General features: G+C 41.8%; 11 protein-coding genes and 1 rRNA gene. 8 read left to right on the top strand and 4 right to left on the bottom strand.

Annotated features, from left to right (window positions below):
- The 6 genes from rrf to ACP7AE_RS03470 all read left to right on the top strand — a co-directional run.
- A 5S ribosomal RNA gene (rrf, locus tag ACP7AE_RS03495) occupies positions 1-110 on the top strand; the annotation flags it as partial.
- A 369-nt stretch (positions 111-479) separates the two neighbouring features.
- Entirely contained in the window at positions 480-1,541 is a 1,062-nt protein-coding gene (locus ACP7AE_RS03490; protein ID WP_426241351.1) for a TRAP transporter substrate-binding protein, read from the top strand.
- 17 nt (positions 1,542-1,558) lie between these two features.
- A complete protein-coding gene (locus ACP7AE_RS03485; protein ID WP_426241349.1) occupies positions 1,559-2,086 on the top strand; it encodes a TRAP transporter small permease in 528 nt (175 codons plus the stop codon).
- Complete coding sequence (locus ACP7AE_RS03480; protein WP_045448043.1) at positions 2,083-3,372, top strand: TRAP transporter large permease; 1,290 nt, start codon at positions 2,083-2,085, stop codon at positions 3,370-3,372. The genes ACP7AE_RS03485 and ACP7AE_RS03480 overlap by 4 nt, the downstream gene beginning before the upstream one ends.
- A gap of 323 nt (positions 3,373-3,695) precedes the next feature.
- Entirely contained in the window at positions 3,696-4,745 is a 1,050-nt protein-coding gene (locus ACP7AE_RS03475; RefSeq protein WP_055125847.1) for a 5'-nucleotidase, read from the top strand.
- Between the two features lie 40 nt (positions 4,746-4,785).
- On the top strand, positions 4,786-5,391 hold the full coding sequence (locus ACP7AE_RS03470; RefSeq protein ID WP_045448040.1) for a rhomboid family intramembrane serine protease: 606 nt from the start codon (positions 4,786-4,788) through the stop codon (positions 5,389-5,391).
- 84 nt (positions 5,392-5,475) lie between these two features.
- Here ACP7AE_RS03470 and ACP7AE_RS03465 read toward each other — a convergent pair whose 3' ends face one another.
- From ACP7AE_RS03465 to ACP7AE_RS03455, 3 genes are all read right to left on the bottom strand, one after another.
- Positions 5,476-6,021 (bottom strand): hypothetical protein, encoded by a 546-nt coding sequence (locus ACP7AE_RS03465; protein WP_201540772.1) that lies wholly within the window; start codon positions 6,019-6,021, stop codon positions 5,476-5,478.
- 359 nt (positions 6,022-6,380) lie between these two features.
- The gene (locus tag ACP7AE_RS03460) at positions 6,381-8,249 is read right to left on the bottom strand and encodes a sodium:solute symporter family protein (RefSeq protein WP_201540773.1); all 1,869 of its coding nucleotides are present in this window, start codon (positions 8,247-8,249) and stop codon (positions 6,381-6,383) included.
- Between the two features lie 4 nt (positions 8,250-8,253).
- Entirely contained in the window at positions 8,254-8,514 is a 261-nt protein-coding gene (locus tag ACP7AE_RS03455) for a DUF4212 domain-containing protein (RefSeq protein ID WP_045448034.1), read from the bottom strand.
- Positions 8,515-9,623: 1,109 nt separating this feature from the next.
- On the opposite strand from ACP7AE_RS03455, the gene ACP7AE_RS03450 reads away from it, so the two are divergent.
- Positions 9,624-11,120 (top strand): alanine/glycine:cation symporter family protein, encoded by a 1,497-nt coding sequence (locus tag ACP7AE_RS03450; protein ID WP_060491926.1) that lies wholly within the window; start codon positions 9,624-9,626, stop codon positions 11,118-11,120.
- A 113-nt stretch (positions 11,121-11,233) separates the two neighbouring features.
- On the opposite strand, the gene ACP7AE_RS03445 is transcribed toward ACP7AE_RS03450, so the two are convergent.
- A complete protein-coding gene (locus tag ACP7AE_RS03445) occupies positions 11,234-12,871 on the bottom strand; it encodes an electron transfer flavoprotein-ubiquinone oxidoreductase (protein WP_426241374.1) in 1,638 nt (545 codons plus the stop codon).
- Between the two features lie 613 nt (positions 12,872-13,484).
- Between ACP7AE_RS03445 and ACP7AE_RS03440 the strand changes: the two genes are divergently transcribed.
- Positions 13,485-14,180, top strand: a complete 696-nt coding sequence (locus tag ACP7AE_RS03440) for a DUF1285 domain-containing protein (RefSeq protein WP_426241345.1) — start codon at positions 13,485-13,487, stop codon at positions 14,178-14,180.
- The last annotated feature ends 180 nt before the right edge of the window (positions 14,181-14,360 follow it).

Genomic DNA, 14,360 nt, shown 5'->3' with positions numbered 1-14,360 from the left:
CGACAATAGCATGATGGCACCACCTGATCCCTTCCCGAACTCAGAAGTGAAACATCATTGCGCCAATGGTAGTGTGGATTCGTCCATGTGAGAGTAGGTCATCGTCAGCTCTCTATTCTAAAGAAAAACCCCCTCCGCTTTCGCGGAGGGGGTTTTCTTTGCGCGCGGTTTGAGAAGATAGTATAAAATTATACTTAGTCTAACCTGTTTTTATAATTCACACTCTATAAGTGCGTTTTCTATTTGAATTGACGAGTTTTCTTGTTTAATTGCTATGCAATTTTATGAATATATTTTCTAGCTTTGCCATCAAAATGATTTGACTTATATCATTATAGCTGCTAATTTTAAACTAGATTTTTATTACAGGCATGTAAAAGACATATTTCAAACTTGTAAATTATTACATCTGGTATAGATTGGATTATTTACCAGTGATGTATTACTCCTATTTTCACAATTATCAAAAGGAATTGATAATGGAGCTAGCTCCTCTTTTTTCAATTGGTGCCTTAGCGGCTGTTAGTCTTTTAGGCTGCTCTAACCAATCTGCTAACACGACTGATGACTCATCAGTAAACTCTCAAGAAATCACCGTTTTACGCTTCTCTCACTTTTGGCCAGCAACCTCTTCTATTAGCACGGAGGTTTTTGAACCTTGGGCAAAGCAAATAGAGACAGATTCTAATGGTCGCTTAAAAGTAGAGTTGTATCCTTCCGCGGGTCTTGCTAAAGCAGATGTTACGTACGAATCTGCTGCTAAAGGTACGATAGATATTGGTTCACAAGCACATGGGTATACCAGTGGTCGTTTTCCTTTAACTCAAATCACTGAACTTCCTGGTTTATCAAACTCAGCGACTCAAATGGGTTGTATGCTTCAGACTCTTTATGAGGATGGCACGCTTGCTAGTGAGTATGAAGACTCACATCTACTATTTATGTATGGCGCTGGGCCTGGCTCACTGCATACTACGGATAAGTTGATTCGGACTCCTGAAGACATGAAAGGCATGCGCATCCGCCGCCCTTCTGCGGTCGCGGGTGATATTATCGAAAGTGCTGGGGCGTCACCAGTAGGATTGCCTGCTAATGATATGTATACCTCGCTACAGCGCGGCGTCGTCGATGGGTTGAGTTTTCCCTGGGAGGCCGTAACAGCGTTCAAAATTGATGAAATCACCAAATATCATACCAACATTCCTTTTTATAGTTCGGCGCTGATGGTTACTATGAATAAGGATAAATATAACAACTTACCTGATGATTTAAAGCAAGTGTTGGATAAAAACTCAGGAATGGCATTGGCTAATAAAGTTGGTGAAGTGTTTGATAAGCATGATCAAATGGCCATTCAAGCTGCTAAAGCTAAAGGCGATGAGATCGTTGAAATTCCTGATCCATTGAATGATCCTGATTGGAAAGGACCACTTGAAAAGGGTACTAAAAAATATCTAAGTGATGTCAATGCTTTGGGTTTAGATGCTGATAGTGTCTATGAGAAAGCAAAAGCTGCCAGTGCTGCTTGCAAAGTGGTATAACCCATTGGAGGTGTCACATGGCATTTTTAGTAAAAATCAGTATTCTAATCTCTAGATTATGCCAGTTTATTGGTGGTATCAGTCTTATTATTATTGTTCTCACAACGATGCTCGATGTGACTGCTCGTTATATTTTCAAGCTGACTGGTGGTGAGTTTGGCTTTACTGTTAAAGGCAGTGTAGAGATCGTCTCTTACTTCATGCTCTTTGCTTTACTTGCTGCCTTTGGCTCTTTCGTCGAACGCTCACAAATCATCGTTGATGTCTTTACCCAAAAAATGCCGCAAGCCATTAAAGGTTATATGATGGGCGTCTTTATGATGGGCTTTTTTATCATTGGTATCGTTTTTGTTTGGGGGCTTTATGAGAGTGCTGTTGATGCCATAGAATACGGTAAAGTCACTCAAGATCTTAGATTGTCAATGATGCCCATCTATGCATTTAGTGCATTTTTAAGTCTCTTACTTGCCATTCGCTCATTAATCGAATCCATTAATATCTTTAAAACGGGCGAGTTCTTTGACGCCGAGGAGACAGGCGCATGAGTCCAGAAATTATTGGAGCTATCGGCTTAATCGTCATGATCCTGCTTGTTGTCCTGCGAGTTCCAGTGGCGCTTGCCATGTTAGGTGTTGGATTGGTTGGTTTTGGCGCAGTGACGGCGCCCAGTGGTGCATTACAAATGCTCAAAGACATCCCAGTCGATGTCTTGGCAAAGTATGACTTTAGTGCGATTCCCTTATTTATTTTAATGGGAGTTTTTGCCACTCATTCAGGGATGGCAGGGAAATTATTTGAAGCTACCCGAACTATTTTTGGTGGAGTGAGGGGTAGTTTGGGTATCGCTGGCATAGGATCGTCTGGTATTTTTGCTTCTATCTCAGGCTCATCCTTAGCCACAGCATCCACTATGACCAAGGTTGCGCTGCCACAAATGGAGAAGTATGGTTATCAACCAGGTTTTGCCTGTGGTATTTTAGCAGCGGGTGGCACGTTAGGTATTATGATTCCGCCTAGCATTGCGCTACTGGTTTATGCCATCTTAACCCAGCAGTCAGTCGGTGACATGTTCATCGCTGGTTTCTTGCCTGGGATTTTGGGCATGGTGATGTATTCAATCACTGTTATGATTATGGTACGCTGGAAGCCGCATTTAGCGCGTCGCGGTGAGCCTACTTCTTGGAAAGCCAAGCTGCTGTCATTGACGGGACTCATACCATTTAGCTTTATTTTCATTGTGATTATCGCTGGTATTTTCTTTGGGTTATTTACTCCGACAGAAGGAGCGGCAGTCGGTGCGTTTGTTTCTTGGGCTTATGCTTTTGCCAAAGGCATGCGTATAAAAGGTCTAAAGCAATCTTTGATTGAAACGCTTGCATTATCAGCGGTGGTATTCTTTATGCTGCTGGGTGCAGAAGCCTTGGGTTACTTTATCTCCGTTTCACGCTTGTCTTATACGCTAGCGACTTGGATTGGTACATTAGCAGTTAGCCCGATGATTGTACTGATCTGTATCTTAATCATGTACTTCCTCTTAGGGTTGTTCATGGATGCTTTGGCGATGCTGGTCATTACTATTCCAGTGGTATATCCAATCATTGTGGCGTTAGGGTTTGATCCCGTATGGTTTGGTATCATCGCTGTATTGACAGTAGAGCTTGGACTGATTACGCCGCCGATGGGTATGAATATATTTGTGATTAAGGCAATGGCACCGCATATTAAGCTGTCTGATATGTTTCGCGGGGTCGCACCGTTCATTGTCTCTGATTTGATTAGACTGGTTATTTTGGTCGCCTTTCCAGCGATATCTTTAGTGCTGCTAACGTAAGCGCTATTGATAAAAGTAAGCTTAGAAAATCATAGCTTCGTCGTTCATTTGTATTGTTCATTAATAGAGCCATATTGTTTTCATAGCAATATGGCTTTTTTATGATAAAAGAAAAAATCGGCGTAATAATTCTATGGTTAAATTATTCCACATAAAGTTACATTATGAGACACTTTCTGAGCGGTCATTTTGATTACTTAAAAAGTAGTTTTTATACTAAATGACATTATACGTGGATAACTTTTCTTATCATTCTAAGGGCTTGTGAATGTAGTAAACTGGTTGGCATTTCCGAATAGATAACTTTATAAGTAGAGAAAATCATGGCAGTCGATTTTAGTAATACGCTCATCGTCGCGATTTCTGCAACGGCACTTTTTGATTTAACCGAATCAGAAAATTATTTGCTAGAGCTGCTAGAGCAGAGACCTGTAAGCGCCATAAAAGAGTTTCGAGACTATATGACCAAGCGTGAAAACGATGCTCTCAGTATAGGTGCTGGTTACCCATTAATTAAAGCTCTATTAAATCTGAATAATTATTGCAATGATGGCATGCAAGATTTAGAGGTTGAGACACCTTTGGTGGAAGTGGTCATTGTTTCAAAGAGTAGTCCAGATACGGGCATTCAAGTCCTCAATGCAATTCTTGAACATGAGCTGACTATCTCACGCTCGGCATTTATTTCAGGCAGTCCTGTTGCTCCTTATATTAAAGACTTCAATGTCGATCTATTTTTGACGACCAATCGCGAAGATGCCCAGCAAGTGGCTGATGCCAATATCTGCGCTTGTGCGATACTCGACGCAACCCCCGTCAATACCTATGAGTTAGATACCGATCAGCTACGTATTGCTTTTGATGGTGATGCGGTGCTGTTTGATGATTCAGGTGAACTGCTGTACAAGCAAAAAGGACTGCGTGCTTTTCACGATCGCGAAATACAGATGCGTGATTTACCGATTGAAAAAGGCCCCTATGCTGAACTGTTGATTAAACTATCAAATTTACAGGAACGTCTACCCGCTGGTCTCAAGTATTCTCCCATAAAGATTGCATTGGTGACAGCTCGCAACGCACCCGCTGATCTGCGTGCGATTAAGACATTGCGAGAGTGGGGCGTCAATGTTGATATGGCGTTTTTCTTAGGAGGTTTAGAAAAAACAGCTGTACTTAGAACGTTTGCACCTCATATCTTTTTTGATGATTCTATCAAGCATATCGATGCCGCTCGTCGTTTTGTACCCACCGCTTTAGTGCCTTATCACTCGACGTCGTTATTACATAGTGACAGTTATTTGATGACTGACAAAGAGGCTGCATTGTTAGATTTTACGCCTGTAACACGCTCCACTGCTACGCTGAGTCATTAAAATATCGCTAAAAACATGGATTAAAAGAATAGGGCATTATATGAATTGGCAGCAACTGCTTAGCTTGATTATGATACGAATAAAGCAGGTTATAGGCTTATATGCTTTTGTATTAATACCGATGTGGGGCATGTTTTTTTTAAATGAAGTGGCATTATTTGGCATGTGGAATATCTTTGGAATTGTGCCTCGTGCCTTGGATGTGGGCAGCATGATTGGAGTATTTGCATCATGGACGATGCATGGCAATTTTTCACATTTGCTTGGTAACACCTTGACGTTATTACAAATTTTATTTTTGTTTGGATTGTTTGAAAAGAATGCTTATCGAACAGTGATTAAGCTCATTATCGCATCTGGATTGGTTACTTGGATCATTGGCTCGCCATTGTCAATTCATGTTGGCGCATCAGGGTTATGCTTTGCGATGCTTGGCTATATGATAGGCGGTGCTGTATTTGCGCGGCGTTGGGGTTATTTGATTGCCTGTATTGTCATGGGTACTGGCTATTGGTTGACAATCAAGCAAGGATTGATGCCGCAACAAGGTATCTCGTTTGCGGCGCACTTTGGTGGTCTATGCGCTGGATTGCTGTTAGGCGCTAATTCAAAGCATACTTATACCGCAACTTCTCAGCGCAATTGAATACATGACTATAATATAAGCCGTCTTAAACCCCTTAGTAATCAGATATTTTAGCAGGGTTTTATTTGCATATTTATGAGGAGGTTAGCTTTTACCAGTACAAATACTAATGAACAACGGGTCATCTGTTGCCAACTCTCGCCATGCTGTTGTTTGCTTGACATGTTCATCAATCGTTAGCTTACTGTCTTTTTCGGGTATGACATAATCGGCACGTGCAGGAATACGACAGTCTATAACTTGTGGTACTTTCTGCACACTTCTGCGTCTTTCAAACAGATATAAATTAACCAAATATACATCTGGATTGTCTACCTGTACGCTAGCGTTGGCGGTATCGGCAGCGATAAAACGTAATATTTGCGGCTTGATATAAGACCATGGGCGAAACCACTCGGTGCTTTTTGCTACTTTGACGACTTGCACGCCTGCTGGTAACTTGCTCACTTGCTGACCATACCAGTTATACTCTTGGTGTATTTGAAAGGCAAACATACCAATCGCAGCAAAAAAAGGAATAAGCCACTTTGGTGCACGTTTGCCAGCCAGTTTACTGAGGTGAGTTATAATGAGTGCCAGACCAGCCATGCCAAATGCGGCAGCAATGGTAGCGATAAACTCAAAAAGCATAAAATCTTCCTTAATGCGTTAGGCACTTTTAATTAAGCGCTTTTAACTAGGGCGTGTCCTCATTTTAAAAACGGTCATAAAAATGAGATAAATTGCCGTCAAACAAGGAAAGTAGCGAAAATAATATCGAAATATTGATAAGCTATTGACGATGTTTGGCAAAATTTAGCCATTTTTAGCCCATTTAGAGGGTAATCGATTTAATTGAGAACACGCCCTAAGCATAGTTAATAAAGTATATTCAATAAAGCAAAAATCTAACATTTTTTATAATAAATAAGAGATAAAAAAATCACTCACAAGCAGCTACTGCCTGTGAGTGATATATAGTAACTGAAGATATATTCTCATTTATACACTTAGTGGTCGACTGCACCGCCTGCGCCACGTGGAGAGCGGACACTTTCAACCAACTCTTGAATGTGTAATGGTGGGGGAGCAGTAGCATAAGAGACAGCAAACGCTACGATAAAGTTAAGCAATGCCCCAATCGCACCAAATGATAGTGGTGAGATACCAAACAACCAATACTCTGCCGTATCAGGGAAGTTCGCTGTACCGCTAATGAAGAACCAACCTTTAAAGACAAAGATATAAACAAGGATACTAATCAGACCTGTTAGCATACCAGCGATGGCACCAACATTATTGATCCGTTTAGAGAAAATACCCATCATTAGTGCAGGGAAGAGCGATGCACCAGCGATACCGAATGCTAATGCGACTACCTGTGCGGCAAACCCTGGTGGATTTATTCCTAACCAAGTAGCAACTACAATCGCAACACCCATCGTAATACGCGCAACTCTCAATTCGCCTTTATCAGTAATGTTTGGATTAAGGTTTCGTTTAATCAAGTCATGACTGATCGCTGACGAAATAGCGAGTAGTAGGCCTGCGGCTGTTGAGAGCGCTGCTGCCAAACCACCTGCGGCGATAAGACCAATAACCCATGGTGGAAGATTCGCAATTTCTGGGTTAGCTAATACTAAGATATCGGCATTGACATCCAGCTCATTACCCTTCCAGCCTGCTGCGGTGAAGCGTCCATCAAGTTCTAGATCCTGTGCGACACGTGCAGTCTCTACGGCTGCAGTGGCAGCGGCTACATCGCCACCATCCGCTTGTGCAGCACTCAAGGCAAGCTCAGCGGCACCAAGACCACTGTCGTTGTACATTTGGATACGACCATCATTATTAAGATCATTATATTTAATAAGACCGGTATCTTCCCATGTCTTCATCCAGTCTGGACGTTGATCATAGTTTATAGGTGCTTCTGCTACCCCTTGTGGATAAATCGTATCAATCAGGTTTAAACGTGCCATTGCACCTACGGCAGGAGCAGTGAAGTATAATAGCGAGATAAATACCAATGTCCAACCAGCTGTCCAACGCGCATCAGCGACTTTAGGGACGGTGAAGAAGCGGATAATAACGTGTGGTAGACCTGCTGTACCGATCATGAGTGATAAGGTAAATAGCACCATGTTTAGTTTGTTAGGAACGTCAGCGGTATAAGCCGTGAAACCCAAATCAGTAACCACCTGATCTAGCTTAGTTAAGATAGGAACCCCTGCTTCCACATGGTTTGAAAACAAGCCCAAACCTGGAATTGGATTGCCTGTTAACTCAAGTGAGATGAAAACAGCAGGAATGGTATATGCAATCATTAGAACCACATACTGCGCTACCTGCGTATAAGTAATCCCTTTCATACCACCAAGTACAGCATAGAAGAAGACAACAACCGCAGCAATCAGTAGACCAGTAGTGTTTTCAACTTCCAAGAAGCGTGAGAAGGCAACACCGGCACCTGTCATCTGACCGATAACGTATGTGGTTGAGGCGATAATCAAACAAACTACGGCAATCATTGCTGCCGTTTTTGAATAAAAACGGTCACCGATGAAGTCAGGTACCGTAAATTTACCAAATTTACGTAAATAAGGCGCTAGGAGCATTGCCAGTAGTACATAACCACCTGTCCAACCCATCAAATAAGTTGATGCGCCATAACCGCCAGCGGCAAGAATACCTGCCATCGAAATAAATGACGCAGCACTCATCCAGTCAGCAGCCGTTGCCATACCGTTGACGACAGGGTGAACACCGCCGCCTGCTACGTAGAATTCACTCGTTGTGCCAGCACGTGCCCAAATTGCAATACCGAAGTATAGAGCGAAAGATAGACCTACAAAAATAATATTAATCGTAAATTGACTCATGGGGCTATTCCTCGTCTACGCCGTATTGTTTATCTAACTTATTCATACGCCAAGCGTAGAAGAAAATTAAAACGATAAATACCCCAATGGATCCTTGCTGAGCAAACCAAAAGCCCAAGTCGGTACCACCGATTTTAATACCTGCTAAGAGAGGACGTAACAAAATCCCAAACCCGTATGAGCATAGTGCCCAAATAAATAGGCTACCTAAAATGAGACGGACATTGGCACGCCAATAACCGGATGGATCGTTGTGGTTTTCCATAGGACAACTCCTTTTGCCTAACATAAAAACAAGATTACTGATTTGAGCCTGACAAGTTATTTTGCTTTAGCATGTATCACATGATGGAAGACAGTTCGATACGTTGTCTATAAACGAATCCTAAAATCAGTTTATAGGCTGATAAAGCAGAATGACCAACCAGTAGTAAGTAACCCAATATTATCGAAAAAAAAGCAGATTTCTATCAGTTAAAACACTGCGAAAAATACTTTTCTGTGGTTCGATTTTGCTAAAGATGACATTGTAAAATATGGCTGTGGGTCGACTATAACCTAAACATCTAACAAGATTTATGGGCTATAGAATGACTGGATTTATAGTACATAGAGATGAGGATTTATGGAGGAGGGTCGTTATTGATTGACAGTCCTCTGTCTTATTATGCTCATCATCCCTGATGATATTGTATTAATATTTCAACTTATTATTCATGCCAATAAGTATTGCAAGAAATATTTATGAACTTATTGGGAATATATACAATATTGACTTAATTAACAATAAATAAATTTTATTTACTTTATGTAACTAAATGTTTGCTTTATGGAAACCATGGTCAACTTATGTTAGAGAGACCAGCTAAAAAAAAGGCCGTTGCTCAGGTGCTGTGCTAAAACCTTATTTATATTAAGGATTTAGTTTTATGGAGGTATTAGAGCATTATTAGCAATAAAAGTCATTCATTCTATAAATATAGCCAATACTTTACTCAATAAATATTATGGCAGTGACTATTTTTTTTGGAATGGTGTTTATATGAATACGTTTTAAAATCTATCTGTTATACCTAGTCTCAAAAGTTTTCTTCAATATTTCATATAAAAAATATTTTTTTGATCTTTATCTAAACAACTTACAAAAGTTCGTAATTATTTAATTTTATAATAGAGGTTTGAAATAGTTAAATAATCTTTAGTCAGTTAAAATGTAGCGACAGGATGTTAGTGATTTACTTTGCCAGTATATTGATCAGGTATTCAATGTTTCATGAGTAGGCAGAGGGATTAGTAAGCATTTTTAAATATCATTAATCACATCAATCCATAAAATATACTAGCAGTATAAAATGTAAGTGAGAGGATAGCAGTATGGGTGAAGGGATAGCAGGTTGGTTTAATAGCATCGTCAATTATGGTGTCAGTATTATTTGGGGCAACAATGATTGGCTAATTGCAAGTAACCCTTGGTATGGATTACTGATGTTCGTACTGATTGGTGCGGGTCTTTATTTTACCATTGCCACACGTTTTATTCAGTTTCGCCACTTTGGGCATATGTGGCAGCTATTGCGTGTGTCCAATCAAGGGCGTAAAGATGGCGGTATCAGCTCATTTGAGGCGCTGATGACGTCATTGGCGGCGCGGGTCGGTACAGGTAACTTGGCAGGGGTTGCAATCGCGATTTACCTTGGCGGTCCGGGTGCCGTGTTTTGGATGTGGATGACTGCGATCGTCGGTATGTCGACCAGTTTTATCGAATCAACATTAGCACAAGCCTATAAAGTGCCGCACAATGACAATGTTTACCGCGGTGGACCGGCTTATTATATCGAAAAAGGTCTTGGTCAGCGCTGGCTAGCGATATTTTTCTCATTATGCTTATTAGTAGCGTTCGGCTTAGCCTTTAATGGCGTGCAGTCAAATACCATCGCACAAGCGACCAACGAAGCATTTGGGGTCCCAACGTGGATGACAGGCTTGGTATTGGTTGTATTAGTGGCGCCAGTGGTATTCGGTGGTTTACGCTCGGTTGCTCGTATTGCGGGTAAAATCGTACCCGTGATGGCGATTCTTTATATCCTATTAGCCTTGTTCATTATCGTGACGAATTTTAGTCAATTCCCAGCGGCGATTGTGTTAATTGTTAAATCGGCATTTGGTTTTGAGCAAGCAGCAGGCGGGGTGATTGGTTATGGTATTGCTCAGGCAATGATTAACGGTATCAAGCGCGGTCTGTTTTCAAATGAGGCGGGTATGGGTTCAGCGCCTAATGCGGCGGCAACGGCGAAGAGTCATCCCGATCATCCAGCGGTGCAAGGATTTATGCAAATGCTGGGTGTATTTATGGATACGCTTGTCATTTGTACGGCAACGGCGTCGATTATTATTTTGTCCGGTGTGGTCGATCCTAGTGTTGAGCAAGAAGGTATTCAGCTGACTCAGTTGGCTCTGTCGCAGTATGTGGGTGATATGGGCGTGATTTTCGTTGCGATTGCTATTTTCTTCTTCTCTTTCACCTCTATCATTGCCAATTATAGCTATGGTGAGTCAAATCTTGAATTCATCTCTGGTGCCAAAAACGCCAAAGTCATGATCATGATATTCCGCTTTATGGTACTTGGCATGGTATTTGTGGGTGCTATTGCCAGTCTTCCTGCCATATGGAACTTCGCTGACTTATCAATGGGTCTAATGGCGCTCGTTAACTTAGTGGCTATTTTAATCTTGTCACCCGTAGCACTGCGCATATTGCGTGATTACGAGCGTCAGATTAAAGAAGGTAAAACTGGCGATCAAATTAAGTTTAATCCTGATGACTTTGTGAAGCTGAAAAACGAAGCCAATCGTGATGCATGGACAGATTAATCTCACCTGATTAAAGATAAACTTGTCTCATGTTTCGAAGTTAAAAAAACCGCCCTTATGAATTCATAAGAGCGGTTTTTAGTATCAGCGAGTAATCCTAATATTGTTTATATTTACATATTAGGATAGTTAGGGCCACCGCCACCTTCTGGCGTTACCCAAGTGATATTCTGTGAAGGATCTTTGATATCACAAGTTTTACAATGCACACAGTTTTGCGCATTGATCACAAACTTAGCTCCTTCGGCATCTTTTACTATTTCATATACACCGGCTGGGCAGTATAAACGAGCAGGCTCAGCATATAGCGGTAAGTTAATTGAAACAGGTACCGTTGGATCAGTCAGTTTCAAATGTACCGGCTGGTCTTCTGCATGGTTGGTATTAGAGATAAATACCGATGACAGCTTGTCAAATACCAGTTTACCATCAGGCTTGAGGTAGGTTGGCTGAAAAGCATGATTGGCACGCTCTAACTGATCATAATCTGGCAGGCTGTCATGTAAGGTAAGCGGCATTTTACCTTTTAATAAGTTGTGCTCGATAAAGGTAAAAGCACCGCCCATAAACAGACCCATGCGATGTATTGCAGGCGAGAAGTTGCGTGACTCATAGTTGTCTTGATACAACCACGACTCTTTATACATGGTGGTATAAGCAACGACTTCATCATGCTGACGATCAGCTTGTAGTGCCTCAAAAATGGCTTCGGCGGCTAGCATGCCTGACTTCATCGATGTGTGTGTGCCTTTGATTTTAGCAGGGTTCAAGAATCCAGCATTATCACCAACCAAGACACCACCTGGGAAAGTAAATTTCGGTAGAGAGTTTAAGCCACCCTTGGTCAAAGCACGTGCGCCATAAGAGATACGCTTGCCGCCTTCCAATACGTTTTTGATGACGGGATGGGTCTTTAGGCGCTGCATCTCATCGAATGGCGACATATATGGGTTGTGGTAAGACAAGTCAGCGACAAGACCAAAGCTTACTTGGTTATTTTCATCGAAGTATAACCACCAGCCACCAGTAGAGCCTGTTTCGGTCAATGGCCAGCCAAGACCGTGCATGACCACGCCTTGCTCGTGTTTCTCAGGGGCTACGTCCCACAGCTCTTTTAGACCGATACCATAATGCTGAGGATCTGAGTCTTTATCAAGATCAAAACGGCTGATTAAGCGCTTACCTAAATGACCACGGCTGCCTTCGGCAAAAATAGTGTATTTAGCAAGTAGCTCATAACCTGGCTCAAAGCTAGGCTTGGCTTCGCCATTGGCAGCCACACCCATATCGCCCGTTAAGACACCACGTACAGAACCATCATCGTTATATAAAATATCATCTGCAGGGAAGCCTGGGAACATCATGACTTCAAGCTCTTCAGCTTGTACCGCCAACCAGCGCACCACATTGCCCAATGAGACAATATAGTTGCCATTGTTGTGCATCGGTCCTGGAATCAACGAGTCAGGTACTTTAGTAGAGCGCGTGGCTGAGTTTAAATAATAAAAGCGATCTTCGGTCGCTGGCACATTAAGCGGCGCGCCTTTTTCTTTCCAATCTGGTATCAGCTCGTTCAAAGCGCGCGGTTCGATGACAGCACCTGATAAGGTATGCGCACCAAACTCAGAACCTTTTTCGACCACACAAACCATAAACTCATCATTACCAGCAGCGATAGCGAGCTGACGCAGGCGGATAGCAGCAGATAGCCCAGCAGGTCCACCACCGACGATGATAACGTCAAATTCCATGGACTCACGTTCAATCTCAGGCTCTGCCGCGACAGCTTCTACTACTGGCTCTGGCGCTTTGTCGATAGCGACTGTTTCAGCTGGCACTTCTTGGGTCACAACGGCTGACTCTGCTTTATCTAGATTTGCCGTCTCTGTCGCTACTGATGGGTCAGTATTCACAGTGTCACTATCAATGACTGGCTTTTGATTGTCTTGCTCTTGCATACCTACTCCTAAACTTTTAGTGGCTTATCTCAGGGCATCATTAGCTTAACAATTGAACAATAGACTTGCGGCGCTAACATTACTCAGACATATGGCTGCCCGATAAAAACTGTCTTTGCGACATCAATTGACCATGTTACTGTTGAGATCCATGTATTTAAGGATATCAACACATCACGTAAAATGTGTCATTAACACAACACCCACTTGACCATTTCAATAAAAAATCGTTACTCATTATAAAAGAAAAGTCCTACAAACACGATACGCATTTATGAGTATCGATGTTAAGGTAAGATTGAACTAATGAGGGTGCTAAGATGATATGTTTTCATCATACCCGAAACTAAAATTTATAGTAATAATAGATTTGCCAAACTTTGAATGCTAAGTAAAGGATTATAAGATGAATAACAATAATGAAGACATAATTCAAAACGATGAATCGGCAGCTAAACCGCCAAAAGACGTGCCATCTGAGCTAAGTAATATGGATTCGCTCAGTCAGTATCTAAAGTCTACCGTAGGCAAACGTGAGGGACGTGCCATCCCACCATTGGATAAATGGCACCCAAAAGATGTGGCCGATATGGATCTGGTCATAAAGGCAAATGGCGAGTGGTGGCATGAAGGAGGGCAAATGACCAGAGAGTCATTGGTGAGCTTATTTGCGACTATTTTATGGAAAGAAGACAATAATGGCATCATTGAATATTTTTTGAAGACGCCAGTACAGAAAATCCGTATCCAAGTTGAAGATGCCCCTTTATTAATCAATGACGTCGGTATCGTCAACGAAGGCAATAACCGTTGGTTAGAATTTACCACGACGACTGGCGATGTGGTGCGTTTAGATGATGAGCACACCATCACATTAAAGGCGTATAATCCTACAGACAATGATACGATTGATCGGCAGACAGCAATGGATATGCAGGTACGTCCTTATATGCCCGTTAGAAATGGTTTGGACGCACTTATTGGGCGTAATACTTTTTATCACTTGACCGAAATTGGCGAATTGACAGAGCAAAATGGTGAGACGATACTGACATTACAAAGTGGCGGAAAATCCTATGAGCTGTCGATGCCAGACAGTTAACGCAAGGGCTCAAAACTATGTGTCCGTCAAATAATTTACGGTTTAGATATAGTCAATCCCATATAAATCAGATACGGTATCAGGTTCGCTTAGTCTACTATTTGTAGTACTTTTGCTTGCCCTCATTGTATCCAAATTATATTGAACCGACTATAGCGATAAATCACCAGATAATTACTG

It is taken from the genome of Psychrobacter sp. TWP2-1-2 (genome assembly GCF_049896785.1).
GTDB lineage: Bacteria > Pseudomonadota > Gammaproteobacteria > Pseudomonadales > Moraxellaceae > Psychrobacter.
This window is presented reverse-complemented; position numbering and strand designations above follow the sequence as displayed.

Coding starts and splice junctions, on each gene's coding strand:
- ACP7AE_RS03490 (WP_426241351.1), top strand. CDS start 480: ATGGAGCTAGCTCCTCTTTTTTCAATTGGTGCCTTAGCGGCTGTTAGT.
- ACP7AE_RS03485 (WP_426241349.1), top strand. CDS start 1,559: ATGGCATTTTTAGTAAAAATCAGTATTCTAATCTCTAGATTATGCCAG.
- ACP7AE_RS03480 (WP_045448043.1), top strand. CDS start 2,083: ATGAGTCCAGAAATTATTGGAGCTATCGGCTTAATCGTCATGATCCTG.
- ACP7AE_RS03475 (WP_055125847.1), top strand. CDS start 3,696: ATGGCAGTCGATTTTAGTAATACGCTCATCGTCGCGATTTCTGCAACG.
- ACP7AE_RS03470 (WP_045448040.1), top strand. CDS start 4,786: ATGAATTGGCAGCAACTGCTTAGCTTGATTATGATACGAATAAAGCAG.
- ACP7AE_RS03465 (WP_201540772.1), bottom strand. CDS start 6,021: ATGCTTTTTGAGTTTATCGCTACCATTGCTGCCGCATTTGGCATGGCT.
- ACP7AE_RS03460 (WP_201540773.1), bottom strand. CDS start 8,249: ATGAGTCAATTTACGATTAATATTATTTTTGTAGGTCTATCTTTCGCT.
- ACP7AE_RS03455 (WP_045448034.1), bottom strand. CDS start 8,514: ATGGAAAACCACAACGATCCATCCGGTTATTGGCGTGCCAATGTCCGT.
- ACP7AE_RS03450 (WP_060491926.1), top strand. CDS start 9,624: ATGGGTGAAGGGATAGCAGGTTGGTTTAATAGCATCGTCAATTATGGT.
- ACP7AE_RS03445 (WP_426241374.1), bottom strand. CDS start 12,871: ATGGAATTTGACGTTATCATCGTCGGTGGTGGACCTGCTGGGCTATCT.
- ACP7AE_RS03440 (WP_426241345.1), top strand. CDS start 13,485: ATGAATAACAATAATGAAGACATAATTCAAAACGATGAATCGGCAGCT.